Here is a 24566-nt window from a genome sequence, read left to right as displayed (position 1 = left end):
GCGTTCGTCCGGCCCGCGCAACATCGAGGAGATTCCGCATCTTCGAGGACCTTCTCGCGGGATTCGTCCTCGATATTGCTGATCCGCCTGGATACTGCGCGGCCGCTGGAGCGGACGAGGCCGAGGCGGTGGCGCCTCGTCGCCGCTCCGGTGGCCGCGCTAGGCCAGCTCCGCCCGCACGATCGCCGCGCCCGCCGCGAGGGCGGACATCTTGCCGCGCGCGACGTCGCGGGCCAGCGGGGCCATGCCGCAGTTCGTGCTGGGGAGCAGCTTGTCGGCGTCGACGAACTCGAGCACGCCGCGCAGGGTCGCTGCCACCTCATCCGGGGTCTCGACCGCGTCCGTCGCGACGTCGATGGCGCCGACCATCACCTTCTTGCCTCGGAGGAGACCGATGAGGTCGACCGGCACGTGCGAGTTGTGGCGCTCCAGCGAGACGATGTCGATGTTCGACTGCTGCAGCAGGGGGAACGACTCCTCGTACTGGCGCCACTCGGCCCCCAGCGTCGCCTTCCAGTCGGTGTTCGCCTTGATGCCGTAGCCGTAGCAGATGTGCACCGCCGTCTCGCAGCGCAGGCCCTCCGCCGCGCGTTCGAGGGCGGCCACACCCCAATCCTTCACGTCGTCGAAGAAGACGTTGAAGGCGGGCTCGTCGAACTGGATGATGTCGACGCCGGCGGCTTCCAGCTCCTTCGCCTCCTGGTTGAGGATGGCCGCGAACTCCCACGCGAGCTCCTCGCGGCTGCCGTAGTGCTTGTCGGCGAGCGTGTCGATCATCGTCATGGGGCCCGGCAGCGCCCACTTGATGGGGGCGTCGGTGTGCGCGCGGAGCGTCTTCGCGTCGTCGGCGAACACCGGTCGCTCGCGGCCGACGGTGCCGACGACCGTCGGGACGCTCGCGTCGTAGCGATCCCGGATGCGCACCGTCTCGCGGTTCTCGAAGTCGACGCCGCTGAGGTGCTCGATGAACGTCGTGACGAAGTGCTGCCGCGTCTGCTCGCCGTCGCTGACGATGTCGAGCCCGGCGGCGCGCTGTTCGCCCGCCGCCAGGAGCAGGGCGTCGCGCTTGCCCTCGGTCAGCTCCGCGCCCTCGAGCTTCCAGGGCGACCAGAGCTTTTCGGGCTCCGAGAGCCAGGCCGGCTTGGGCAGGCTGCCGACGGTCGAGGTGGGCAGGAGCGCGCTCATCGACGGCTCCCCGCTTCCGCGCCGGCCAGGGCGAGCGGGCGGGTCGCGGCCCACTCGTCGAGGACTTCCCGATACGGCGTGATGAAGTGCTCGTCGGTGAACCGGCCCTGCGTCTTGCCCAGCTGGGCGCGCTCCTCGCGGTCGTAGGCGATGTCGAGCACCGTGTAGTCGGCGTTCTCCAGCGTCGGCCGGTACACCTCGCCGGCGGGCTCGTTCGCGTTGTAGATCTCCGGGCGGTAGATCTTCTGAAACGCCTCCATCGTGGCGATCGTGCCGGCGAGAGCCAGGTCGGAGTAGTCGCCCTCCAGGTCGCCTCGGTGGTAGAACGCGAGCGGCGCAACCGATCCATCCGGCATGAAGTACCGCACCTGTAGGCCCATCTTGCCGAAGTACTCGTCCGTCAGCGAGTCGGCGTCGTGCCCGTACTCGACACCGAGAACCGGATGCCGGTTGCCCAGCCGCTGGTAGGTACGGCTCGTCGAGACGCTGATGCAGATCACGGGCGACAGCGCGAAGCGCTCGCGGTAGGCGTCGGACGCGAGGAAGTGCTGGAAGAGCTTGCCGTGCAGCTCGCCGAAGTCGCCGGGCAGCCCCGGCTCTACCGCCTTGTGCTGCGGCAGGCGGACGCTGAAGTCGTAGTCGCGCACGTAGGAGGAGAAGTTGTTGCCCGAGATGCCCTTGATGCGCTCGCCCGTCGCCCGGTCGAGGATCGTGACATCGAGGATCTCGATCAGGGGGAAGCCCGGGGTGGTGCCGCCGCTGGCGCCGTCCGTCAGGTGGAGGTCGACCGACACGATCTCGAGCTCGACGTGATACCTGTCGCGATTCGGGTTCTCGGCCGCTGCCAGCTCGTTGAAGCGGCCGTCGATCATCGCCAGGACGCCCCGCAGGTTCCGCCGGCGATCGTCTCCGCGGGCCAGGTTCGCGAAGTTCGTGGTGGCGCGGGAATCGGCCGCAGGGGAGTAGTCCTCATCGAAGGGGGTCGTGCGGATGCTGAACGTGAACTCGGTCGCCATGGTGGTCTGGTGCCTCATCGTGTCGCGTGCGGAGCGCGGGTGGGTCCCCGCGTCGTGGACGCCAGTGTAGGCACGAGGCGCAGCTATAGCCCCATTGAGATCCTGATGGGGTAGGCATAGGCGCAGGCTATGTGAGCAGTTCGACGCCGAAATCGGTGACGACGTCGCGCATCTCGGCGACGAAGCGCTCCGCCTGCCCCGTCATCCGCACGGAGCTGTGCCCGATCCAGCCGATCTCGATGCGCTCGTCCACGTCGAGCGGCACGGCGACGATGGACGGGTCCAAGTCGTCCGAGACGATGCCGGTCGAGATCGTGTAGCCGTCGAGGCCGATCATGAGGTTGAAGATCGTCGCCCGGTCGCTGACCCGGATGTCCTGCTTCGACGAGCGGGTCGACAGGATCTCCTCGGCGAAGTAGAAGGAGTTGTTCGCGCCCTGGTCGAAGGTGAGCCGCGGCACGTTCTCGAGGTCGTCGAGGGTGACCCGCTCGCGCCCGGCGAGCGGGTTCGTCCGCGCGATGAAGATGTGCGGGGTCGCGAGGAAGAGGGGTGTGAAGACGAGCCCCGACTCGCGCAGGAGCTTGTCGATGACGTTCCGGTTGAAGTCGTTGCGATAGAGCACGCCGATCTCGCTGCGGAGCGTGCGGACGTCTTCGATGATGTCCCACGTGCGGGTCTCGCGGAGCGTGAACGCGTACTCGGCGGCATCCGTCGCCTTCACCATCCGGACGAACGCGTCGACGACGAAGGAGTAGTGCTGGGCCGAGACGGCGAGGAGGCGGCGCGACGGCGGGCGGCCCAGGTAGCGCTGCTCGAGGAGCTCGGCCTGCTCGACGACCTGGCGGGCGTAGCCGAGGAACTCGGTGCCGTCTTCCGTGAGGGTCACGCCGCGCGACGAGCGCATGAAGAGCGCCTGCCCGACCCGGCGCTCGAGATCCTTCATGGCGGCGGACATCGTCGGCTGCGAGACGTAGAGCAGGTCGGCCGCCGCGGAGATGGAACCTTCGGCGGCGACCTCCGCGAAGTACCGCAGCTGCTGCAGGGTGATGCCGTTCGCCGTGCCGATCGCGTCGCGTGCCATAGGCACAAGCTATCGGAGTCGTCCAGCCGGTGGTGTGGTTCGATGGCGAGGCGCGGCGCATCCGGCACGCGGCGGCCGCCGTGCATCCGGCACCGTCCCCGGCTCACGCATCGCCTGTGGTCGCCCGGCGGGTCGCGCCGGCGGCGTGGTCCAGGAAGTCGGCGATGACGCCGACCTCGTCTGCGCTCAAGCGGTCGAGCATCGCCGAGAGCTCTTCGCCGAGCGGCGCGAGATGGCCGAAGAGCTCGGGCAGGCGATCCGGGAGCACCCGGACCGACACCGTGCGGCGGTCGGCGCCGTCGCGGTCGCGGGTGACCCAGCCCTGCGCGGAGAGGCGGTCGACGATGCCCGTCGTCGTCGCCGGTCGCAGTTCGAGCAAGCGGGCGAGCTCGCCGATGGTCACCTGCTCGTGCCGGTGCACCAGGTTGAAGCACTGCAGATCGACCGGGCGCATGCCGATCTTGGCGCTGAGGTGGTGCCCGAAGATCGCCAGCTGCAGTTCCAGCTCGCGGTATCGATCCAGCACCCGCCAGGCGTCGGAGTCGCCATGGTTGATGTCGGGGACGGGTTCGTCGGGCAAATCCACTTCCTCACGGGTGAAACAGATCGTCTCTCGATCAGATGTTTCGGTTTTCGTATCTTTCAGTTACCGTTATAACATGAACGACGAGTTCGACCGCAGTGCGGCGGTCACACGATCGATGTTGGGCTGGGGAGTGGTCGCCGGCCCGTTCTACCTTGTCTTTGCGCTCGCCCTCGCGTTCACCCGCGAGGGCTTCGACCTGTCGCGGCACGCGCTCAGCCTGCTCACCCTCGGTGAGGGCGACTGGCTCCAGATCACCAACTTCGCGCTCACCGGCCTCATGGTCGTCGTTGCGGGGTGGGGGATGCTCAGGGCCGTTCGCGGGCGGGGTCGCGGCGCGGGTGCTGCCGTGATCGTCGCCGGTGCGGCGATCGTTCTGGCGGGCGTGTTCCGCCCGGATCCCGCGGGCGGCTTCCCCGCCGGTGCGGCGGAGGCCGCGACGGCGAGCGGGATCCTCCACCTGGCGGCGGGCGCCGTGGAGTTCGTCGCGCTCGCTGTGGCGGCCTTCCTTGTCGCCGGGTTCTTCGTCGCGCGCGGAGAGCGCAGTCGGGCGATCTGGTGTCGGGTCGCGGGCGCGGTTATCGTCGTGGCGTTCATCGCCGGGGCCGCGCTCTCCTCGGGTCCACTCGGAGTGGCGCTGCTCTGGGTCGCGGTCGTCGCGGGGTTCGCCTGGCTGCTGGCGGCGTCGATCTGGGTCTACCGCGCCGTGCCCCACCCGGACGCCGCGCGCCGCGCGTGACGGTCGCAGCGGTCGGCGCTGATTCTGCCTGCGCCGGTAGCGGGAGCGGCTCGACGTGCCCGGCGCGGTCACCATCACGGTCGCGCCGGTGGCGCTCGTGTTCGGCATCGACAGCGCGGGGGCACCACGGATGGGCGCACCTCGGCACCTGGCTGCCGATCGCGGCCGCGCTCGTCGCCCTCGGCGCGCCCGTGATGTCGGCGCCGGCCACGGGAGTCGTCGCCGCCACGCTGCTGCCAGGGCAGAAGTTCGCCATCGGCGTGAGCGCGGCGATCGCGCTCGCCGCGGCCATCCTGATCGCGGCATTCCTGCGCCTGCCGTCGGCGGCCGCGGAATCGCGCGGAGCAGCGCCGCGGGAGGCCTGCCCCGAAGGACGGGGTCGGCCTCCCGCGGGCGGTCGTTCCTGATTGAACAGGGGCGCGACCCGTGTGGCGAGCGCGCCGGCGCGGTCGAACTGACCGTAGGGTTGCGGAATACCGCGCGCCGGCGCACGATGTATTACATGTCACACACGATGACGCTGCGGCTCCCGGATGAGCTGAGCGACCGCCTGAACCGGCTCGCCGAAGCGACGAGCAGGCCCAAGTCGTTCTATGTGCGCAGCCTCCTCGAGGAGCATCTCGCAGAGTTCGAATACGTCGCCGGTCTTGACGCGCAGGTCGAAGCGATCCGGCGCGGCGCGATCGAGGCTCGCCCGATCGATGAGTTGGTCGACGAACTCGGGTTCGACGCCGATGAGCTTCGCGCCGAAGCGCGAGTCGCCGCGGCCGAGTAGCCGAGGATTCAGACCCACCGATGACCGGCTACGAGCTCGTTCGGACGAGCGCGTTCGACAAGGGCATCCGCAGGCTCGACCGCCGGATGCAGAGGCGAGTGCTGGTCGCGCTGTTCGGGCTCGTCGAACTGCCCGACCCTACGGTCAGGCTCAAGCCACTGCGCCACTCGAAGGCCGGTCTCTGGCGGCTCCGCGTCGGTGACTATCGGGTAATCGTCGGCGTCAGGAGAACGGAACTGGTCGTCGTCGCTCTCGACGTCGGCCATCGCGGCCGCATCTACGACGAGCCCGCCTGAGGCTTGAGGGCTTCAGCCTCCTCAGAGATCGAGGCGGTGGGGGATGGCCCCGTCCGATTCCTCCCGGTACGGCACGAAGCCCATCGCCGCGTAGTACGCGAGGCCGCCGGCGTTGCCGGAGCCGATCGTCGCGTCGATGTGGCGCAGCCCCGCGACCACCGCGGCGGCTCGGGACACCGCGAACAGGCGGCGGCCGATGCCGCTGCGCCCCGCTGTCGGGTCGATGTGCGTGCCGATGATGCCCCATCCGGGCGTCACGTCGTACGGGTTGCCCGGCCACGCGAGCTTGAGTGACTGGAAGCCGACGATCCTGCCGTCCTGCTCCGCGATGGTGCAGGCGATCGTGTGCTCGACGCCGAGGTACCGCTCCTGAATCAGGGCGACGTCGACGGGGCTCGCGCGGAGCCCGGCACGGTGGATCGCGTTCTGCACATCGGCCATGGCCTCGGCGTCCGCGGGGATGGCGTCTCGGAGTTCGATCACGTGGTCATCCTGCCCTTCGACAACCGTGCCGTGCGCGTAGCGACGCGGCTGGTACGGAAGAACCCGGCATCCGTGGATGCCGGGTTCCGGTGGTGGAGCATAGGGGATTCGAACCCCTGACCTTCTCATTGCGAACGAGACGCGCTACCAACTGCGCCAATGCCCCTCGATCAACCTCATACACATTACCAGAACTCGCGCGGGCGCCCGACCGCCCGCGGCACCCGGGCGCGTCGGGCTCAGGCCGCGCCGGCGTAGCCGTTCTGGCGCCAGGCCTCGTAGGCCGCGACAGCCGCCGAGTTAGAGAGATTGAGCGAGCGATTGCCCGGCGCCATCGGGATGCGCACCAGGGCGGTCACGCGCGGGTCGGCGAGCACCTCATCCGGGAGCCCGTCCGGTTCGCGGCCGAAGAGCAGGGCGTCGCCCGGCTCATAGGCGACGTCGCCGAACGAGCGCTCGGCGCGCCCCGTGAAGGCGTACACCCGACCGGTGCCGTGCTCGGCGAGATGAGCGAGTGCGGCGTCGAAGCCCGCGTGCACCCGCACGTGAGTGAGGTCGTGGTAGTCGAGGCCCGCTCGGCGCAGCTTCGCGTGCGAGAGGTCGAAGCCGAGCGGCTCGATCAGGTGCAGCTCGCCGCCGATGTTCGCCGACATCCGGATGGCGTTGCCGGTGTTCGGCGGGATCTGCGGCTCGTAGAAGACGATGTGGAACACGAGCGCAACGCTACGCCCGCGACATGAGCGGGCGCCGCGCCCCATTACCCTGAGCAGGTGGAACACGGGAACCTGCTGGTCGAGAACCTGGCGTCGGTCTGGTGGATCGCCCTCGCGGCGGCGGTCGCGCCGATGCTGGCGATCCTCACGCGCAAGTACGTGCCCGATGTCGTGTGGCTGCTCGTGTTCGGCGTGGTCCTCGGCCCCTACGCTCTCGACATCGCGCACCAGACGGAGGCCGTCGAGTTCCTCCGCGAGCTCGGGCTGGGCTTCCTGTTCCTGCTCGCCGGCTTCGAGGTGCAGACCCGCGACATGCGTGAGAAGCAGGGCAAGCAGGCGGCGATCACGTGGCTGATCTGCGCCGCGCTCGGCATCGGGTCCGCACTGTTCCTCGTGCGCGGCGACTGGCTCGAGGCCGTGACGCTGGGCATCGCGTCGACCTCGACGGCGCTCGGCACGCTCCTGCCCATCCTGAAGGACTCCGGCCGGATGGGCAGCCCCCTCGGCAAGGCCGTCATGGTGCACGGCGCCTACGGCGAGCTGCTGCCGATCGTCGCGATGTCGCTGCTGCTGTCGACGCGGGGCACGTGGGTCTCCGCCGGGCTGCTCGTGCTGTTCGCCGTGCTCGCGGCGCTCTCCGTCGCGCTGCCGGGGCGCTTCTTCCGGCGCGTGCCGCTGCTGACGAAGGCGCTCTCTCTGGCGTCGAACACGACGATGCAGACGATGATGCGATTCACCGTGCTGCTGCTCGTCACGCTGATGCTCATCACGGCGGTGTTCCAGCTCGACGTCGCGCTCGGTGCCTTCGCCGCAGGCATCCTGGCGAGCGCCGTGCTCGAGGCGATCGACCCGAAGCACGCCACCGAGATCGCCCACAAGGTCGAGATCGTCGGTTTCGGCTTCCTGATCCCCGTCTTCTTCGTCACGAGCGGCATGGGCATCGACGTGCGCGCCGTCATCGCCGAGTGGCCGATGCTGTTGGGCTTCGTCGCGGCGATCGCTCTCGTCCGCGGGCTGCCCATCTTCCTCCGCGAGCGCTTCGGCAGCACCGACAGCGGCATCCGGGGCTGGCGGGAGCAGCTCGCGCTCGGGTTCTACGGCGCGGTCGGCCTGCCGATCATCGTCGCCGTGACGCAGGTCGCCGTGAGCAGCGAGATCATCTCGACCACGACGGCCTCGGTCATGGTCACAGGAGGCGCCGTCACGGTGCTCGTGTTCCCCCTGATAGCCCACCTGCTGCTGGCCGCACAGGCGAAGTCAGGCGCCCCGGCACCGCGTCCCTGAGCCCGCGCGCGGCGTCGAGCCCGGCGCGAAGCCCGCCGACGGACCGGGCGGCGCCTCCAGAGCGGGTACGATTTCACAGATCGCGTCCGCACACCTGTCACAAGGAAGTCACATGTCTCTGCACCGCTCCCGCGGCACCGCCGCCCTCGGCCTCGGGGCCGCAGCGCTCCTCGCCCTCACCGCCTGCTCATCCGGTGGCGAAGGTGGATCCGGCGACGGCGGTGACGCCGCCGAGCAGGTGAAGATCGGCGTCTCGCAGTTCGTGCAGCACCCGGCGCTCGACGCGGCCACCGAGGGCTTCAAGCAGGCGATCGCCGACGCCGGCATCGAGGCCGAGTACGACGACCAGAACGCGCAGGGCGACGTCGCCAACACGAACACGATCGCGACGACCTTCGCGGGCGACGCCGACCTCGACCTCGTGCTCGCGAACGCGACGCCGGCGGCGCAGGCCGTCGCGCAGCAGATCGTCGACATCCCCGTGCTGTTCACGTCCGTGACCGACGCCGTCGAGGCCGGGCTCGTCGACTCGAACGATGCGCCTGGTTCGAACATCACGGGCACGAGCGACCTGAACCCGGTGGCCGACCAGCTCGAGCTGCTCACCGAGATCGCCCCCGACGCCGAGACGGTCGGCATCGTGTACAGCTCGGGCGAGGTCAACTCCGAGGTGCAGGTCGAACTCGCGAAGGAGGCCGCCGGCGAGCTCGGCCTCGAGATCGAGGAGGCCACCGTCTCGAACTCGGCCGAGGTGCAGCAGGCCGCCCAGTCGCTCGACGGCGTCGACGCGTTCTACGTTCCGACCGACAACATCGTCGTCTCCGGTATCGCCGCGCTGGTGCAGGTCGCCGAGCAGAACCAGATCCCCGTCGTCGCCGGCGACTCCGGCCCCGTCGAGGGCGGCGCCATCGCGACGCTCGGCATCGACTACTCGAAGCTCGGCTACCAGACCGGCGAGATGGCCGTGCGCATCCTGCAGGACGGCGAAGACCCGGCAGAGATGCCCGTCGAGACGTCGAGCGACGTCGAGCTGATCATCAACCCGGCCGCCGCCGAGCGCATGGGCGTTGACCTGCCCGCGTCGATCACCGACCGCGCCGACCAGGTCATCGAGTAGTCCCATGATCGGAGCTGTCGAGCTCGGCCTCATCTACGGGGTCATGGCGTTGGGCGTCTACCTGACGTTCCGCGTGCTGAACTTTCCCGATCTGACGGTCGACGGCAGCTTCACGACGGGCGCCGCCGTCGCGGCCGCCATGATCACGGCGGGCGTCAACCCGGTGCTGGCGACCCTCGCGGCCGCCGGCGCCGGCATCGTGGCGGGGATCGTCACGGGCCTCCTCCATACGAAGGGCCGCATCGACGGGCTGCTGGCGGGCATCCTGACCATGATCGCCCTGTGGTCGGTGAACCTGCGCATCATGGGCGGTGCCAACGTGCCGCTGCTGCGCGAGGACACCCTGATGACGCCGCTGCGCGAGGCCGGCCTGCTGGGCAAGACGTGGATCGCCGCGCTGATCTTCTTCGTCGGCGTCTTCATCCTGAAGCTGCTGGTCGACTGGTTCCTCTCGACCGACCTCGGCCTCGCCGTGCAGGCGACGGGCAACAACAAGCAGATGATCCGGAGCCTCGGCGTCGACACCGACGGCACGACGATCCTGACGCTCGGCCTGTCGAACGGCTTCGTGGGCCTGTGCGGAGCGCTCGTCGCCCAGTACCAGGGCTTCGCCGACATCAGCATGGGCATCGGCCTCATCCTCGTCGGCCTCGCCTCGGTCATCCTGGGCCAGGCGCTGCTCGGCCAGCGCGTCATCTTCCTCGCGACGCTCGCCGTCATCGTGGGTGCCGTGCTCTACCGGATCATCATCTTCGCGGCGCTGGCGATCGGCCTGAACCCGGATGACATGAAGTTCGTGACGGCCGCGCTCGTGGTGCTCGCGCTGCTCCTGCCGCGCTGGGGCTTCCTGAAGCGCGTGCCATCGTGGCGCGACCTGTCGGCGGGCCGCAGGGCCGCGCCGCGCGAGCCCGAGAAGGCAGGTGTCTGACGTGCTCACCATCAGCGGCATCAGCAAGACGTTCTTCGCCGGCACGGTGAACGAGCGCCGCGCGCTGCGCGACCTCAGCCTGCGCCTCGAGGAGGGCGACTTCGTCACGGTGATCGGGTCGAACGGTGCGGGCAAGTCGACGCTCCTCAACGCGATCGCGGGCCGGATGCCCGTCGACTCCGGGGACATCTCGATCGACGACACCCGCGTGAACCGGATGAAGGAGCACCGGCGGGCGAAATACGTCGGCCGGGTGTTCCAGGACCCGATGGCGGGAACGGCCCCCGACCTGACGATCGAGCAGAACCTCTCCCTCGCGCTCAGGCGAGGGGAGCGGCGCGGCCTCGGCCGCGGCGTCACCCGCGCGCGCAGGGAGCGCTTCGTCGAGGAGCTCGCGACGCTCGAGCTCGGCCTCGAGAGCCGGCTGAAGGCCAAGGTGGGGCTGCTCTCCGGCGGCCAGCGCCAGGCGCTGTCGCTGCTCATGGCCGGGTTCACGCATCCGCGCATCCTGCTGCTCGACGAGCACACGGCAGCGCTCGACCCGCAGCGCGCCGAGCTCGTGACGAACCTCACCGGTCGCATCGTCGAGCAGGGCGGCCTCACGACGCTGATGGTCACGCACAACATGCAGCAGGCGCTCGCGCTCGGCAATCGGCTCATCATGATGCACGAGGGCCGGATCGTGTTCTCCGCCGACGAGAAGCGCAAGAAGACGCTCACGGTCGACGCACTGCTGGCGGAGTTCGGGAAGATCAAGGGCGCATCGTTCGACGACCGCGCCATGCTCGGCTGAGGGCCGCGCGGGCGTCATCTGGTCGTCGCCGCGCCCGGGAAGCTGAGACAATGGCGGGGAGCGCGCGAGCGCGGCACGACACGACCCGAGGAGCAACCCCCGTGAAGTACATCTCGACCCGCGGCGGCATGGAGCCGACCGAGTTCTGCGAGACGCTGCTCGAGGGGCTGGCGCCCGACGGCGGCCTCGCGGTGCCCGAGGAACTCCCGCGCCTCTCGCGCGAGCAGCTCGAGTCGTGGCGGGGCCTGGCGTACGCGGACCTCGCGACCGAGGTGCTGGGGTTGTTCGCCACCGACATCCCGCGCGACGACCTCGCGCGTATGACGGCCGCGGCATACGGCCCGCACAACTTCCCCGACGGCCCCGTGCCGCTGCGCGACATCGACGGCGGCCTGACCCTCGTCGGCCTCAGCGAGGGCCCGACGCTCGCGTTCAAGGACATGGCGATGCAGTTCCTCGGCCAGGTCGTCGAGTATGCGCTCGAGCGACGGGGCTCGACCCTCAACATCGTCGGCGCGACATCCGGTGACACGGGCTCGGCCGCCGAGCACGCGTTCCGCGGCAAGGAGCGCATCACCGTCTTCATGCTCTCGCCGCAGGGCCGGATGAGCGCCTTCCAGCGGGCGCAGATGTACTCGCTGACCGACGACAACATCCACAACATCGCCGTCTCCGGCGTGTTCGACGACGCACAGAACCTCGTCAAGGAGCTCTCGAGCGACCTCGAGTTCAAACGAGCGCACCACCTGGGTGCCGTCAATTCGATCAACCTCGCCCGCATCACGGCGCAGGTCGTGTACTACGTGTGGGCGTGGCTGCGCGCGAGCGACGACGCGGCGCCGGATGCCCGCGGGGCGTTCGAGGTGTCCGTGACGGTCCCTTCGGGCAACTTCGGCAACATCCTCGCCGGCTACTTCGCGAAGGGGATGGGCGTGCCCATCCGGCGCCTCGTGCTCGCGGCGAACGAGAACAACGTGCTCGACGAGTTCTTCCGAACGGGCGTGTACCGCCCGCGCCCCGCCGCCGAGACGCTGAAGACCTCGAGCCCGTCGATGGACATCTCGAAGGCCTCCAACCTCGAGCGCTTCCTCTACGATCTGCTGGGGCGCGACCCGGAGCGCATGAACGCGGCCTGGCGCGAGCTCGACGAGACGGGGGCGCTCGACCTGACGGCCGAGCTGCCGCGCCTGCGGGGCGAGTTCGGCTTCTTCAGCGGCACCTCGACACACACCGACCGCCTCGCGACGATCGCCGCGGTGCGCGAGGCGACCGGCGAGATCATCGACCCGCACACGGCGGACGGCGTGAAGGTCGCGCGCGACTACGTCGAGGAGGGCGTGCCGATGCTCGTGCTCGAGACCGCCAAGCCCGAGAAGTTCCAGGAGACCATCACGGAGGCGATCGGCGTGACGCTGCCGCTCACGGCCGAGCTCCAGGAGATGCTCGAGGCCGAGCAGTACGTCGTCGAGATGCCGGCCGACGCGGCCCAGCTGCGCGCCTACATCGAGGGCAACGCCGCGCTCTGAGCTCGGCGCGGGTACCCGGCGCCGTGCCGCGCTGGGTTCTGAGCCACTGCAGAATCGGCGAGGCGCGGCAATATCGGCGTGATTCTGCCGCGATTCGGAGATTCTGCCGCGGCTCGGAACCCCTCCGCGGCGAGTCGACGCTCGCCGTGTCGGATCGGCGCCGGCGCTCGCTCGCCGCGGTCTGCCTCACCACTCCGTGCGGCGGTCGAATGTCAGCAGCAGGCGCTGCAGGGAGTCGACCCGCGCGACCGGGAGGTCGCCGGCATCGATGGCTTCGTTCAGGCGGCAGTCCGGGGCATCCGGCAGGTGCGAGCACCCCCTCGGGCACTCGGCGGCGACCTCGGCGAGGTCGGGGTAGGCGCGCAGGATGTTCTCCGGATCGACGTGGCCGAGCCCGAATGATCGCACGCCGGGGGTGTCGATCACCCATCCGGTGCCTTCCCCCGAGCGGTAGCGCAACGACTCGGTCGACGACGAGGTGTGCCTGCCGCGCCCCGTGACGGCGTTGACGTGCCCCGTCGCGCGCCCCGCATCCGGCACCAGCGCGTTCACGAGCGTCGACTTGCCGACGCCGGAATGGCCGACGAAGACCGTCGAGTGCCCGACGAGCGACTCGCCGATCTCGGCGACGGGCGGATCGCTCTGAGACGAGCGGAACACGCGCAGGTCGGCGAGCCCCGAGAAATGCTCGAGGAACCCGGCAGGGTCGGCGAGGTCGGTCTTCGTGATGACCATGAGGGGCCGGATGCCGGCGTCGAGCGCCGCGATCAGGTATCGGTCGACGAGGCGCGGGCGCGGTTCGGGGTCGGCCGCCGCGACGACGAGGAGCATCTGGTCGGCGTTGGCGACGATGACGCGCTCGACCTGGTCGGTGTCGTCGGCGCTGCGGCGCAGGAGGGACGTGCGCTCCTCGATGCCGACGATGCGGCCGAGCGTGCCCTCGTCGCCCGAGAGGTCGCCGACCACGCGCGCGGCGTCGCCCGTGACGATCGGCGTCTTGCGCAGTTCGCGCGCCCTGGTCGCCGTGACCTCGCGCTCATCCGGCTCGCCCTCCGCCACGAGCACGCTGTAGCGGCCGCGGTCGACGCCGAGCACGCGCGCCGTCACGGCGTCGCTGTGGGAGGGACGGCGCTTCGTGCGCGGGCGGTTGGCCTTGGGGTTCGGGCGCACCCGCACGTCCGACTCGTCGAACTCGTCGTCGAGGTCGTCGTCATCGGCGTCGTTCCACCAGCTCACGGGCGGGCCCCCTCGACCAGCGCCGCGGAGCGCGCCCCCGGCGTCCGATCGCTGGGCAGGGAGCGCCGCCTCACGCGGCCTCGCCCGCGAGCATGCGGCCCCAGAGGGCGCTGAACTGGGGGAGGGTCTTCGCCGTCGCGCCGATCTCGTCGACGACGACGCCGGGCACGCGCAGGCCGACGAGCGCGCCCGTCGTCGCGATGCGGTGGTCGTGGAACGCACCCCACGTGCCGCCGTGCAGCGGCCGCGGCGTGATCCGGATGCCGTCGGGCATCTCCTCGGCCTCGCCGCCGAGCGCCTCGACGTTGCGGGCGAGCGCCGCGATGCGGTCGGTCTCGTGGCCCCGGATGTGGCCGATGCCGCGGAACGTCGACGGGCCGTCGGCGAACATCGCGAGCCCCACCAGGGTCGGCGTCAGCTCGCTCACCGCCGAGAGATCGAGGTCGACGCCCGTCAGTTCGCGGCCGGCCGAGACCGTCAGCGCGCCGGCGCGCCGCCCCGTGCGGGCTCCGAACTGCTGCAGCAGGTCGGGCAGCTGGCCGCCCGGCTGCGTCGAGTGCGGCGGCCAGTCGGAGATCGTGACGGAGCCGCCCGTCAGCAGGGCCGCCGCGAGGAACGGCGCGGCGTTCGACAGATCGGGCTCGACGTGCACGTTCTTGCCCCGCGGCCGCATCGGCGGCACGATCCACTCGCCGTGCGCCGGCCGCTCGACCTGCACGCCGCGCCGCGCGAGCGCCTCGATCGTCATCTCGATGTGCGGGATGCTCGGCAGGCGCTCGCCCGTGTGACGGAGGTGGAGGCCGACGTCGAAGCGCGGGGCCGCGAGCAGCAGGCCCGACACGAACTGGCTGGACGTGGAGGCGTCGATCTCGATCTCGCCGCCGCGGATGTGCCCGTGCCCGCGCACCCGGAACGGCAGCGACCAGGTGCCCTCGTCGTCGATGTCGACGCCGAGGTCTCTCAGGGCCTGGATCATGACGCTCATCGGGCGGTGCAGCGCCGTCTCGTGCGCCGTGACCAGAACCTCGCCGTTCGCGAGGCCCGCGAGCGGGGCGACGAAGCGCATGACGGTGCCCGCCTGGCCGCAGTCGACCGTTCCGCCCTGCAGGGGAGCCGGCGTGACGATGAGGTCGTCTCCGAACTCGCTGTCGCCATCGGCCTTCTCGATGCCGACGCCGAGCGCCGTGAGCGACTCGATCATCCGGCTCGAATCCTCCGACGGCAGCGGCGCGGCGATGCGGCTGGGGCCGTCGGCGAGGGCGGCGAGGATGAGCTCGCGGTTGGTCAACGACTTCGAACCGGGGACCGTCAGGGCGGCGCGCACCGGCCCCTGGGCGACGGGCGCGGCGAACTCGCCCCGGGTCGGGAGGGCGTCTGCGGGGGAATAGGCGCTCGTAGTCATCGGTTCCACTGTAGTGAAGACCCGTGACATCCCGAGGAAAGACCCGATGCCTGCGGGGGAGAGGAATCGCATGTCGCAGCTGCTGCTGGCGCCCCCACGTGACGCGGAGCGCCTGCACCTAGACTGGGCCGGGATGGACACCCCAGACACCGCGGCACCGCAGAGCGCGGACCCGCGCGCACAGTTCGAGGAGCAGGCGCTGCCCTTCATGGATCAGCTCTATGCGGCGGCGATGCGCATGGCGCGCAATCCCGCTGACGCGGCCGACCTCGTGCAGGAGACCTTCGTCAAGGCGTACGCGTCGTGGTCGTCGTTCGTCCAGGGCACGAACCTGAAGGCGTGGCTGTACCGCATCCTGACGAACACCTACATCAACACGTACCGCAAGAAGCAGCGCGAGCCGTACCAGGGAACGATCGACGAGCTCGAGGACTGGCAGCTGGGCGGTGCCGAGTCGACCACGGCACGGAGCAGCCGATCGGCCGAGGCTGAGGCGATCGACCGGATGCCGGCGTCCGCCGTGAAGGACGCGCTGCAGTCGATTCCCGACGACTTCCGGATGGCGGTGTACCTCGCCGACGTCGAAGGCTTCTCCTATCAGGAGATCGCCGACATCATGAAGACCCCGATCGGCACCGTGATGAGCCGTCTGCATCGGGGCAGGCGGCTCCTGCGGGAGCAGCTGAAGGACTATGCGGCCGAGCGAGGCATCGGAACCGCCACGACAGGAGCGAAGAAATGACCGACTGCGGCTGCGACAAGGCGCGGGCAGACCTCGAGGAGTACCTGCGGAACGAGATCTGCCGAACCGAGCAGGGAGACATCCGGGAGCACCTCGACAACTGCCCCAGCTGTCAGGACGAGGCCCTCGTCGCGCGCACGCTGACCGACGCGGTGCAGCGCGCCTGCAAGGAAGCCGCGCCGGAGGACGTGCGCAGCAAGGTCCTCGCGAGCATCCGGGCCGCCCAGGCGACCCACTGAGCCGGCGCGGCCAGCGGCCCCGCGCGGCGACGCGGTGACCCCCATCTGCGGGGCGGACGGGCAGTGCGCGGTCGATCTGCGGTGACGGCGGCTCGGCCTTGCCCCGGGCGGGAGCCGCACCCAACTCGTGACCCCGCGGGGCCACCGGTTCCGCATAGGCTGTGGGAATGAGCTCGATCGATGCGCGCCAGGTCCCCGTCGACACCACCTCCGCTGAACGGCTCGCCGCGAAGGGGCTGGGCTATCGCTCGGTCGACGCGCAGGGCGACGCGTTCGGTGACTACTACCGGGCCGTCTCGCGCGGCTTCCTCGGCCCCGAGCCGGAGGACAAGGAGATCGCGGCGGCCCGCGACAAGAAGATCGAGAGGCCAGAGCGGCTGATCGGGGTGTACGACGAGGCGGAGCCCGATGGCTTCCCCGTCGGCACCGTCGGGTCGTGGGTCACGCCGATGACGGTCCCGGGCGGCACCGTCGACCTCTGGGCGATCTCCGACGTCACGGTCGCGGGCACGCATCGCCGCCGCGGCATCGCGCGGGCGATGCTCGAGGGCGAGCTGCGCTCGGCCGCGGCCGCCGGAGTCCCCATCGCGGGTCTCACCGTCACGGAGGGCACGATCTACGGCCGCTACGGCTTCGGGCCCGCCGTCCAGACCGCCGAGGTCACGGTCGACGCCGTGCGCGCGGGCTGGCGCAGCTACGAGCCGTCCGCGGCCGTGCGCTACGTGCCGCGGGAAGCGCTCGTCGAGGCGTTCGCCGAGGTCGCCGAGGCGTCGCACCGCGACGGCGGCACCCCCGCCTGGACGGGGAGACGTCAGCAGTTCGCCGGCGTGCATCCGTCTGTGACGTCCGGCGAGAAGGTGCGCGGCGTCGTCGCGCGTGATGCTGACGGCAACGCGGTCGGCGCGATGAGCTTCCGGCTCGTCGAAGAGGGCGACTACACGAAGCACGAGCTGAAGATCGTCCACCTCGAAGCTGCGACGGCCGACGCGTACGCGGCGCTGTGGCGCTTCGCGATCAGCCACGACCTCGTCGCGAAGGTGACGGCGGAGCTCCAGCCGGTCGACGGCGCGCTGCCCTGGCTCGTCGCCGACCCGAAGGCCGTCGCGCAGAAGGCGGGTGACCACGTCTGGCTCCGCATCCTCGACGTGCCGCGGGCGCTCGAGGCCCGCACGTATGCGGGGGAGGGCGCGTCGCACGCCATGAACGCGGCCGGGGTGCTGCGCGTGCACGACCCGTTGGGCTTCACCGACGGCACGTGGCGCGTCGAGATCGAGGCGGGCACGGCGCGCGTGTTCCCCTCGGAGATGGACCCGGATGTCGAGATCGGCATCGCCGAGCTGTCGGCGGCGTACCTCGGCGGCGTGCCACTGCGCACGCTCGCCGACGCGGGCCGCGTCTCGGGCTCCGACAGTGCGCTCGAGCGCATCGACGCGGCGCTGCGCCCCGCGCGTGCCCCGCACCACGGCTTCATCTTCTGACCGGTAGGCCCGCCGCCTGAACAGCAGCGGCGCGCCGCTGACGAGGCGCCGCCGATTCGAGGAGATGGCGCGGTATCGAGGAGCTTTTCGCTGGATTCCTCCTCGATGCTGCTGAATCTCCTCGATACGTCGCTGTGCTCGCGCGTGCGCCGCACCACGCGCTGCGCCTCACCACGGCTCCATCCTCTGAAGCGGCGGGCTCCTCGCCTGAGCAATGGCGCGGCGGTATCCGGGTGGGGGCGCAGTTTCGAGGAGATGGCGCGGTATCGAGGAGCTTTTCGCTGGATTCCTCCTCGATGCTGCTGAATCTCCTCGATACGTCGCTGTGCCCGCGCGTGCGCCGCACCACGCGCTGCGCCTCACCACGGCTCCATCTTCTGAAGCGGTGGGCTCCTCGCCTGAGCAATGGCGGGGCGGTATCCAGGTGGGGGCGCAGTTTCGAGGAGCTGGCGCGGTATCGAGGAGCTTTTCGCTGGAATCCTCCTCGATATCGCTGAATCTCCTCGATCGTGCGGCAGCCTCAGGTGCGACGAAGGGGGCTCCGGATCATCCGGAGCCCCCTGCGTCATGTGCCTCAGCTGAGAGCGCGGGTGATCAGTTCGGCGTGCTCCATGGCGTGCACCTTCGAGGAGCCCGTTGCGGGCGAGGCCGCCGCGGCGCGCGAGACGACTCCCACGCCGGTGGTCGAGCCCAGCTTCTTCGACAGCGCGAGTGCGATGAACGGCCAGGCGCCCTGGTTCTCGGGCTCGTCCTGCACCCACACGAGCTCGGCGTTCGGGTACTGGGCGAGCACGGCCTTGAGCAGCGCGGCCGGGGCCGGGTACAACTGCTCGAGGCGCACGAGGGCGATCGACGGGTTCGGGTTCTTCTCGAGCTCGGCGCGCAGGTCCCAGTGGATCTTGCCCGAGTGCAGGAGCACCTTCTTCACGGCGCCCTTGTCGATGCCGCGGTCGTCGTCGAGCACCGGCTGGAACGCGCTCGTCGTGAACTCGGCGACGTCGCTCGATGCGCCGCGCAGGCGCAGCATCGCCTTCGGCGTGAAGACGACGAGCGGGCGGCGGGGGCGTGCGTATGCCTGACGGCGCAACAGGTGGAAGTACGACGCGGGCGTCGAGGGGCGAGCCACCGTCATGTTGTTCTGCGCGCACAGCTGCAGGAAGCGCTCGATCCGAGCCGACGAGTGGTCGGGCCCCTGGCCCTCGTAGCCGTGGGGGAGTGCGAGCACGACGCTCGACTGCTGGCCCCACTTCTGCTCGGCCGCCGAGACGTACTCGTCGATGACCGACTGCGCGCCGTTCACGAAGTCGCCGAACTGCGCCTCCCACATCACGAGCGCGTTCTCGTTCTCGACCGAGTAGCCGTACTCGTACGCGAGCGCGGCGTACTCGCTGAGCAGTGAGTCGTAGACGAAGAAGCGGCCCTGCTGGTCGGCGAGGTTGCCGAGGGGCAGCCATTCCTTGCCGTTCTCGCGGTCGTGGAAGACCGCGTGGCGCTGTGCGAACGTGCCGCGGCGGGCGTCCTGGCCGGCGAGGCGCACCGGTGTGCCCTCGAGCAGAAGCGAGCCGAAGGCGAGCAGCTCACCGAAGGCCCAGTCGATCCGGCCGCTGCGGCTCATCTCGACGCGCTTGTCGAGCAGCTGCTGCAGCTTCTTGTGGACGGTGAAGCCCTCCGGCTTGTTCGCGTGCGCGTCGCCGATCTTCTCGATGACGGCGGCCGGAACGCCGGTGGTCTCCGGGTCGCCGGCGATCGTCGTGGCCGCCGTCGGCGCCTCCACGACGGGGAGCGAACCGCTCTCGGCGGCGTGCGTCTCGGAGAAGGCGACCTCGAGCCGGCGCTGGAAGTCAGCCTTGGCCTCTTCGTACTCCTCCTCGGTGATGTCGCCGCGGCCGACGAGCGACTCGCTGTAGATGCTGCGCGTCGAGCGCTTCGCCTCGATCAGCTTCGTCATCATCGGCTGCGTCATCGCCGGGTCGTCGCCCTCGTTGTGACCGCGGCGGCGGTAGCAGACGAGGTCTATCACGATGTCGCGGTGGAACTTCTGGCGGTACTCGACCGCCATCTCGGCCGCGCGGACGACGGCCTCGGGGTCGTCGCCGTTCACGTGCAGTACGGGAGCGTGGACCGCCTTCGCGACGTCCGTCGCGTAGGTCGACGAGCGCGAATCGGTCGGGAGCGTCGTGAAGCCGACCTGGTTGTTCACGATGACGTGCACCGTGCCGCCCGTCCGGTAGCCGCGCAGCTGAGACATCTGCAGCGTCTCGAAGACGACGCCCTGGCCGGCGAACGCTGCGTCGCCGTGCACGAGGATCGGCATCCACTTGAAGGATCCGGGGGCGTCGCGATCCTGCTTGGCCCGCACGATGCCCTCGAGCACGCCGTTGACGGTCTCGAGGTGCGACGGGTTCGCGGCCAGGTGGAGCGAGAGCTCCTTGCCGGAGTGCGACGTGAACGTGCCCTCGGTGCCGAGGTGGTATTTCACGTCGCCAGAACCGCGCTTGTTGCCGGGCAGGGCGCCCTCGAACTCGCTGAACACGTCGGCGTAGCTCTTGCCGGCGATGTTGGTGAGCACGTTCAGGCGGCCGCGGTGGGCCATGCCGATGCCCGCGCCCTCGAGGCCGGACTCCGCGGCGCCGTCGAGGATGCGGTCGAGGAGCGGGATGAGCGATTCGCCGCCCTCGAGCGAGAAGCGCTTCTGGCCGACGTACTTCGTCTGCAGGAACGTCTCGAACGCCTCGGCTTCATTCAGCTTGTTCAGGATGCGCAGCTGGTCGTCGTGGTCGGCCTTCTCGTAGCCGCGCTCGACCTTCTCCTGGAACCACTCGCGCTGCTCGTGGTCGGAGATGTGCATGTACTCGTAGCCGATCGTGCGGCAGTACGAGTCGCGCAGCACCCCGAGGATGTCGCGCAGCTTGGCCTGGCGTTTGCCGCCGAAGCCGTTCGTGATGAACTCGCGCTCGAGGTCCCAGAAGCTGAGGCCGTGCGACTCGATCTCGAGGTCGTGGTGCTCGCGCTGCACGTAGGCGAGCGGGTCGATGTCGGCCATCAGGTGGCCGCGCACGCGGTAGGCGTTGATGAGCTCCTGCACGCGCGAGGTCTTGTCGACGCGCTGCGAGAGGTCGACCGAGACGTCGGCGTTCCACCGGATGGGCGCGTACGGGATGCGGAGCGCGGCGAAGATGTCCTCGTAGAAGCCGTTCTTGCCGATCAGCAGCTCGTGCACGATCTTCAGGAACTCGCCCGAGCCCGCGCCCTGGATGACGCGGTGGTCGTACGTGCTCGTGAGGGTGATGGTCTTGCCGATCGCGAGCTCGTTCAGCGTGCGCGCGTTGGCGCCGGCGAACTCCGCCGGGTAGTCGAGCGCACCGGCGCCGATGATGGCGCCCTGGCCCTTCATCAGGCGCGGCACGGAGTGCACCGTGCCGATGCCGCCGGGGTTCGTCAGCGAGATCGTCGTGTTGGCGAAGTCGGCCGCGCCGAGCTTGTTGCCGCGGGCGCGCTTGACGAGGTCTTCGTATGCCTCGAGGTACTCGTTGAACGTGAGCGTCTCGGTGCGCTTGATGCTCGGCACCATGAGGGCGCGCGTGCCGTCCGGCTTCGGGAGATCGATCGCGATCCCGAGGTTGATGTGCGCGGGGGCGACCACGCTCGGCTTGCCGTCGATCTCGGCGTAGAACACGTTCTGGCTCGGGAACACCTTCAGCGCCTGCACGAGGGCCCAGCCGATGATGTGGGTGAAACTGACCTTGCCGCCGCGCGTGCGCGCCATGTGGTTGTTGATGACGATGCGGTTGTCGATCATCAGCTTGGCGGGGATCGTGCGGACGCTCGTCGCGGTCGGGACCGTCAGCGACTCGTCCATGTTGCGCGCCAGGGTCTTGGTCATGCCCTTGAGGGTCGTGACCTTGTCCTCCTCAGGCGGGGTTGCGCTGGCGTCGACCTTCTTGCGCGGAGCCTCGGAGGGGATCGGCGTCGCGGCGGCCGGCTTGTTGGTCGTCTTCGCGACGGGCGTCTGCCCGATGATCGGAATCGGCGCGGTCGGCGGGCTGGAGGTCATCGCGCCCGACTGCTGCGTCTGCGCCTGCGGCGCGGCGGCGGGGGAGGCGCTCTGCTGGGCGTAGGCCTCGAGGATCGGCCACCACTCCTTGTCGACGGCGTTCTTGTCTACCCGATACTGCTGGTAGAGCTCGTCGACGAGCCACTGGTTGGCTCCGAACTCCCCCTCGCCCGTCCCCTGGCTGGTCACGGCTGGATCGCCCTCTTTCATCGCTGATAAGCCTGCGCGGAAGACCCCGCGCATCCGGTCATCCAGCCTAGTCCACTTTCCCGGCGCGCCCTCTCGACGCGGCGGGTCTCGACAGGCCAAGATTCGCACTTCTTTCGGCATCGTTCGATGCCCTGCGCGCATGCCCCATCGCGCGCCAGCGCGCGCGTGCGGCGGTGACGCAGGTTCATTGGCTATTATGGGAAGCACGATGGACGACCCTCCGAGTTCCCAGCCCCGCCCTCTCGATCCGACACCCACCGCCTGGGGCGGTGATGACGCATGAGCGACTGGATCCTGATCGCGGTGGGGCTCCTCCTGACAGTCGGCACGGGCTTGTTCGTCGGCAGCGAGTTCGCGCTCGTCAACCTCGACCGCGCGGAGCTCGAGGCGCGGCAGGCGCGCGGCGAGACGCGGCTGGCCCTGACCATCCGTGCCCTGCGCCGGACGTCGACGCACCTGTCGAGCGCACAGCTCGGCATCACCCTGACGACGCTGCTGACCGGGTACACGCTCGAGCCGGCGTTCTCGCACCTGCTCTCACCGCTGTTCGGCGCTCTGGGCGTTCCGGATGAGGTGGCCGCGCCGATTGCGACGGTGGTCGCGATGGTGATCGCCACGATCCTGTCGATGATCATCGGCGAGCTGGTGCCGAAGAACATGGCGCTCGCCGTGCCGTTGACGACGGCGAAGCTCGTTGCACCCTTCCAGCTCGCGTTCTCCGCGGTGTTCAAGCCGATCGTGGCGCTCCTGAACGGGAGCGCGAACGCCGTGCTGCGCGCCGTCGGCATCGAGCCGCAGGAGGAGCTGTCGGGCGCGCGCTCCGCCGAGGAGCTGTCGAGCCTCGTGCGCAGGTCGGCGCTGGCCGGCATGCTCGAGGAGGACACGGCGAGCCTCCTCGACCGCAGCCTGAACTTCGCGCGCCTGAGCGCGAGCGACGTGATGACGCCCCGACCCCGCATGCACGCGCTCCCGGCCGACGGCTCCGCGCAGGACGTCATCGACCTTGCGATCGGCACGGGCCACAGCCGGTTCCCCGTGTTCGGGGAGTCGTTGGACGACATCACGGGAGTCGTGCACCTGAAGGCCGCGATCGGCGTCCCCCGCGCGAGGCGCGCATCCGTGCCTGCGGGGGCGCTCGCGGGAGACCCGTTGCGCGTGCCCGAGACGGTGCGCCTCGACGGCCTGATCGCCGAGCTCCGCTCGAAGGGGTACCAGATGGCGATCGTCGTCGACGAGTACGGCGGCACCGCGGGAGTCGTCACGCTCGAGGACCTCGTCGAGGAGATCGTCGGCGAGGTCGCCGACGAGCACGACAGGCGCCGCGCAGGCGTCGTGCAGCACCGCGGCTCCGTGACGTTCCCCGCGCAACTGCGCCCGGACGAGCTCCGCGACCGCGCGGACGTCGAGGTGCCGGAGAGCGACGACTACGACACCATCGGCGGCTACATCATGAGCGAGCTCGAGCGGGTTCCGCAGATCGGCGACACCGTCCGGACCGAGCACGGGTCGCTCACGGTGGAGCGGATGGACGGCCGCCGCGTCGACAGGGTGCGGTTCGTTCCCGACCCTGTGCGCGAGACGGTGGAAGGCGGTGATGCACGATGAGCGACTGGGCAGGAATCGTCTGGCTGTTCGTGCTGCTGATCGGCAACGCGTTCTTCGTCGGCGCCGAGTTCGCCGTCATCTCCGCGCGGCGCTCGCAGATCGAGCCGAAGGCCGAGAAGGGCGGGCGCGCGGCGAAGACCGCGCTGTACGCGATGGAGCACGCCACGCTGATGCTGGCGACCTCGCAGCTGGGCATCACGATCTGCTCGCTGCTGATCCTGAACGTGTCGGAGCCCGCCATCCACCACCTCCTCGAGGTGCCGCTCGGGCTGACGGGGCTCCCCGAGGGCGCCGTTGGCACGGTGGCGTTCATCATCGCGCTGCTGCTCGTGACGTACCTGCACGTGGTGTTCGGCGAGATGGTCGCGAAGAATATCGCGTTCTCGGTGCCAGACCGCGCCGTGCTGCTCCTGGCGCCACCGCTCGTCTGGGTGTCGAAGATCTTCCATCCGGTGATCTGGGCGCTCAACGGCATCGCGAACTCCGCGCTGAGGCTGTTCGGGATCGAGCCGAAGTCTGAGGCGACCTCGACGTTCACGCTCGACGAGGTCGCGACGATCGTCGACGAGTCGCGCCGCGAGGGCGTGCTCGACGACAGCGCCGGCACCGTCTCGGCCGTCGTCGAGTTCACCGACAAGGAGGCCGCCGACATCGCGGTTCCCCTCGACAAGCTCGTCACCCTGCCGGAGACGACGACGCCGGCCGCGATCGAGAAGGCCGTGTCGAAGCACGGCTACTCGCGCTACGTCATCGTCGACGCCGATCAGCAGCCGCGCGGCTACGTGCACCTGAAGGACGTGCTGCGCGCGGCCGAGGGCGCACGCGAGGATGAGCAGGCCGATGCGCCCGTCCCCGCCAAGCGCATCCATCACATGGTGCCCGTGCAGGAGACGACCGACCTCGAGGACGTGCTCGCCGTGATGCGGCGCACGGGCCGCCATCTGGCCCGCGTGCGGAACGCGCAGGGGGAGACCACGGGCGTGCTGTTCCTCGAGGACGTCATCGAGGAGCTCGTCGGCGAAGTCCACGACGCGACCCGCCGCTGAGCGGAGAGCGCCGCAGGCGCCGCCGAACGGCGGGC

23 protein-coding genes and 1 tRNA gene are annotated in these 24566 nt (G+C 69.9%); 14 read left to right on the top strand and 10 right to left on the bottom strand.

What is annotated here, in order from left to right; genetic code table 11:
- Nucleotides 1–159: 159 nt before the first annotated feature.
- From C0010_RS05075 to C0010_RS05060, 4 genes are all read right to left on the bottom strand, one after another.
- Nucleotides 160–1185, bottom strand: a complete 1026-nt coding sequence (locus tag C0010_RS05075; protein ID WP_105565990.1) for a methionine synthase — start codon at nt 1183–1185, stop codon at nt 160–162.
- On the bottom strand, nt 1182–2201 hold the full coding sequence (locus tag C0010_RS05070; protein WP_105565989.1) for a putative oxygenase MesX: 1020 nt from the start codon (nt 2199–2201) through the stop codon (nt 1182–1184). The genes C0010_RS05075 and C0010_RS05070 overlap by 4 nt, the downstream gene beginning before the upstream one ends.
- 127 nt (nt 2202–2328) lie before the next feature.
- Nucleotides 2329–3282, bottom strand: a complete 954-nt coding sequence (locus C0010_RS05065; protein WP_105565988.1) for a LysR family transcriptional regulator — start codon at nt 3280–3282, stop codon at nt 2329–2331.
- A 103-nt stretch (nt 3283–3385) separates the two neighbouring features.
- The gene (locus tag C0010_RS05060) at nt 3386–3862 is read right to left on the bottom strand and encodes a MarR family winged helix-turn-helix transcriptional regulator (protein ID WP_105565987.1); all 477 of its coding nucleotides are present in this window, start codon (nt 3860–3862) and stop codon (nt 3386–3388) included.
- 79 nt (nt 3863–3941) lie between these two features.
- Here C0010_RS05060 and C0010_RS05055 point away from each other — a divergent pair, with 79 nt between their 5' ends.
- From C0010_RS05055 to C0010_RS05040, 4 genes are all read left to right on the top strand, one after another.
- Nucleotides 3942–4604: a DUF998 domain-containing protein gene (locus C0010_RS05055; RefSeq protein WP_198410846.1), complete on the top strand. Its 663-nt coding sequence runs from the start codon at nt 3942–3944 to the stop codon at nt 4602–4604.
- Nucleotides 4605–4798: 194 nt separating this feature from the next.
- Nucleotides 4799–5011 carry a hypothetical protein gene (locus C0010_RS15120; protein WP_105565986.1) on the top strand — a complete coding sequence of 71 codons (213 nt, stop codon included), beginning with the start codon at nt 4799–4801 and terminating at the stop codon, nt 5009–5011.
- 95 nt (nt 5012–5106) lie between these two features.
- Nucleotides 5107–5379 carry a type II toxin-antitoxin system RelB family antitoxin gene (gene relB / locus C0010_RS05045; RefSeq protein ID WP_198410845.1) on the top strand — a complete coding sequence of 91 codons (273 nt, stop codon included), beginning with the start codon at nt 5107–5109 and terminating at the stop codon, nt 5377–5379.
- Between the two features lie 20 nt (nt 5380–5399).
- Nucleotides 5400–5675: a type II toxin-antitoxin system RelE family toxin gene (locus tag C0010_RS05040; protein ID WP_105565985.1), complete on the top strand. Its 276-nt coding sequence runs from the start codon at nt 5400–5402 to the stop codon at nt 5673–5675.
- A 21-nt stretch (nt 5676–5696) separates the two neighbouring features.
- Here C0010_RS05040 and C0010_RS05035 read toward each other — a convergent pair whose 3' ends face one another.
- The 3 genes from C0010_RS05035 to C0010_RS05025 all read right to left on the bottom strand — a co-directional run bounded on the left by C0010_RS05035 (nt 5697) and on the right by C0010_RS05025 (nt 6871).
- Entirely contained in the window at nt 5697–6158 is a 462-nt protein-coding gene (locus C0010_RS05035; RefSeq protein ID WP_232531726.1) for a GNAT family N-acetyltransferase, read from the bottom strand.
- Between the two features lie 90 nt (nt 6159–6248).
- Nucleotides 6249–6324, bottom strand: a tRNA-Ala gene (locus C0010_RS05030).
- A gap of 73 nt (nt 6325–6397) precedes the next feature.
- A complete protein-coding gene (locus C0010_RS05025; RefSeq protein WP_105565984.1) occupies nt 6398–6871 on the bottom strand; it encodes a tRNA (cytidine(34)-2'-O)-methyltransferase in 474 nt (157 codons plus the stop codon).
- Nucleotides 6872–6928: 57 nt separating this feature from the next.
- On the opposite strand from C0010_RS05025, the gene C0010_RS05020 reads away from it, so the two are divergent.
- From C0010_RS05020 to thrC, 5 genes are all read left to right on the top strand, one after another.
- Entirely contained in the window at nt 6929–8155 is a 1227-nt protein-coding gene (locus C0010_RS05020; protein ID WP_105565983.1) for a cation:proton antiporter, read from the top strand.
- A gap of 112 nt (nt 8156–8267) precedes the next feature.
- Nucleotides 8268–9272 (top strand): ABC transporter substrate-binding protein, encoded by a 1005-nt coding sequence (locus C0010_RS05015; protein ID WP_105565982.1) that lies wholly within the window; start codon nt 8268–8270, stop codon nt 9270–9272.
- Between the two features lie 4 nt (nt 9273–9276).
- Complete coding sequence (locus tag C0010_RS05010) at nt 9277–10200, top strand: ABC transporter permease (RefSeq protein WP_105565981.1); 924 nt, start codon at nt 9277–9279, stop codon at nt 10198–10200.
- A gap of 1 nt (nt 10201) precedes the next feature.
- Nucleotides 10202–10993 (top strand): ABC transporter ATP-binding protein, encoded by a 792-nt coding sequence (locus C0010_RS05005; RefSeq protein ID WP_105565980.1) that lies wholly within the window; start codon nt 10202–10204, stop codon nt 10991–10993.
- A 101-nt stretch (nt 10994–11094) separates the two neighbouring features.
- A complete protein-coding gene (gene thrC, locus C0010_RS05000) occupies nt 11095–12519 on the top strand; it encodes a threonine synthase (protein WP_105565979.1) in 1425 nt (474 codons plus the stop codon).
- 186 nt (nt 12520–12705) lie between these two features.
- Here the strand turns inward: thrC and rsgA are convergent, their stop codons facing one another.
- Nucleotides 12706–13755 carry a ribosome small subunit-dependent GTPase A gene (rsgA, locus tag C0010_RS04995; RefSeq protein WP_105565978.1) on the bottom strand — a complete coding sequence of 350 codons (1050 nt, stop codon included), beginning with the start codon at nt 13753–13755 and terminating at the stop codon, nt 12706–12708.
- 70 nt (nt 13756–13825) lie between these two features.
- On the bottom strand, nt 13826–15157 hold the full coding sequence (gene aroA / locus C0010_RS04990) for a 3-phosphoshikimate 1-carboxyvinyltransferase (RefSeq protein ID WP_105565977.1): 1332 nt from the start codon (nt 15155–15157) through the stop codon (nt 13826–13828).
- 133 nt (nt 15158–15290) lie between these two features.
- Between aroA and C0010_RS04985 the strand changes: the two genes are divergently transcribed.
- From C0010_RS04985 to C0010_RS04975, 3 genes are all read left to right on the top strand, one after another.
- Complete coding sequence (locus tag C0010_RS04985; RefSeq protein WP_232531725.1) at nt 15291–15899, top strand: sigma-70 family RNA polymerase sigma factor; 609 nt, start codon at nt 15291–15293, stop codon at nt 15897–15899.
- Complete coding sequence (locus C0010_RS04980) at nt 15896–16138, top strand: zf-HC2 domain-containing protein (protein WP_105565975.1); 243 nt, start codon at nt 15896–15898, stop codon at nt 16136–16138. Before C0010_RS04985 ends, C0010_RS04980 begins: the two co-directional genes overlap by 4 nt.
- A 167-nt stretch (nt 16139–16305) precedes the next feature.
- A complete protein-coding gene (locus C0010_RS04975; RefSeq protein WP_105565974.1) occupies nt 16306–17616 on the top strand; it encodes a GNAT family N-acetyltransferase in 1311 nt (436 codons plus the stop codon).
- Nucleotides 17617–18190: 574 nt separating this feature from the next.
- On the opposite strand, the gene C0010_RS04970 is transcribed toward C0010_RS04975, so the two are convergent.
- Nucleotides 18191–21859: a multifunctional oxoglutarate decarboxylase/oxoglutarate dehydrogenase thiamine pyrophosphate-binding subunit/dihydrolipoyllysine-residue succinyltransferase subunit gene (locus C0010_RS04970; protein ID WP_174150334.1), complete on the bottom strand. Its 3669-nt coding sequence runs from the start codon at nt 21857–21859 to the stop codon at nt 18191–18193.
- 300 nt (nt 21860–22159) lie between these two features.
- Between C0010_RS04970 and C0010_RS04965 the strand changes: the two genes are divergently transcribed.
- Both C0010_RS04965 and C0010_RS04960 read left to right on the top strand, forming a co-directional pair.
- Nucleotides 22160–23485, top strand: a complete 1326-nt coding sequence (locus C0010_RS04965) for a hemolysin family protein (protein WP_105565972.1) — start codon at nt 22160–22162, stop codon at nt 23483–23485.
- Entirely contained in the window at nt 23482–24531 is a 1050-nt protein-coding gene (locus C0010_RS04960) for a hemolysin family protein (protein WP_105565971.1), read from the top strand. Before C0010_RS04965 ends, C0010_RS04960 begins: the two co-directional genes overlap by 4 nt.
- Nucleotides 24532–24566 lie beyond the last annotated feature (35 nt).

The sequence above is a fragment of the Microbacterium halophytorum genome, assembly GCF_002970975.1.
In the GTDB taxonomy this organism is placed as follows: domain Bacteria; phylum Actinomycetota; class Actinomycetes; order Actinomycetales; family Microbacteriaceae; genus Microbacterium; species Microbacterium halophytorum.
Note: the sequence above shows the minus strand (reverse complement) of the source record. Positions and strands in the feature narration are given on the sequence as shown.

Excerpts from the sequence above, each read along its gene's own strand:
- C0010_RS05075 (WP_105565990.1), bottom strand. The coding sequence starts at position 1,185 with ATGAGCGCGCTCCTGCCCACCTCGACCGTCGGCAGCCTGCCCAAGCCG.
- C0010_RS05070 (WP_105565989.1), bottom strand. The coding sequence starts at position 2,201 with ATGGCGACCGAGTTCACGTTCAGCATCCGCACGACCCCCTTCGATGAG.
- C0010_RS05065 (WP_105565988.1), bottom strand. The coding sequence starts at position 3,282 with ATGGCACGCGACGCGATCGGCACGGCGAACGGCATCACCCTGCAGCAG.
- C0010_RS05055 (WP_198410846.1), top strand. The coding sequence starts at position 3,942 with ATGAACGACGAGTTCGACCGCAGTGCGGCGGTCACACGATCGATGTTG.
- C0010_RS15120 (WP_105565986.1), top strand. The coding sequence starts at position 4,799 with ATGTCGGCGCCGGCCACGGGAGTCGTCGCCGCCACGCTGCTGCCAGGG.
- relB (WP_198410845.1), top strand. The coding sequence starts at position 5,107 with ATGTCACACACGATGACGCTGCGGCTCCCGGATGAGCTGAGCGACCGC.
- C0010_RS05040 (WP_105565985.1), top strand. The coding sequence starts at position 5,400 with ATGACCGGCTACGAGCTCGTTCGGACGAGCGCGTTCGACAAGGGCATC.
- C0010_RS05015 (WP_105565982.1), top strand. The coding sequence starts at position 8,268 with ATGTCTCTGCACCGCTCCCGCGGCACCGCCGCCCTCGGCCTCGGGGCC.
- C0010_RS05010 (WP_105565981.1), top strand. The coding sequence starts at position 9,277 with ATGATCGGAGCTGTCGAGCTCGGCCTCATCTACGGGGTCATGGCGTTG.
- aroA (WP_105565977.1), bottom strand. The coding sequence starts at position 15,157 with ATGACTACGAGCGCCTATTCCCCCGCAGACGCCCTCCCGACCCGGGGC.
- C0010_RS04985 (WP_232531725.1), top strand. The coding sequence starts at position 15,291 with ATGGACACCCCAGACACCGCGGCACCGCAGAGCGCGGACCCGCGCGCA.
- C0010_RS04980 (WP_105565975.1), top strand. The coding sequence starts at position 15,896 with ATGACCGACTGCGGCTGCGACAAGGCGCGGGCAGACCTCGAGGAGTAC.
- C0010_RS04975 (WP_105565974.1), top strand. The coding sequence starts at position 16,306 with ATGAGCTCGATCGATGCGCGCCAGGTCCCCGTCGACACCACCTCCGCT.
- C0010_RS04965 (WP_105565972.1), top strand. The coding sequence starts at position 22,160 with ATGAGCGACTGGATCCTGATCGCGGTGGGGCTCCTCCTGACAGTCGGC.
- C0010_RS04960 (WP_105565971.1), top strand. The coding sequence starts at position 23,482 with ATGAGCGACTGGGCAGGAATCGTCTGGCTGTTCGTGCTGCTGATCGGC.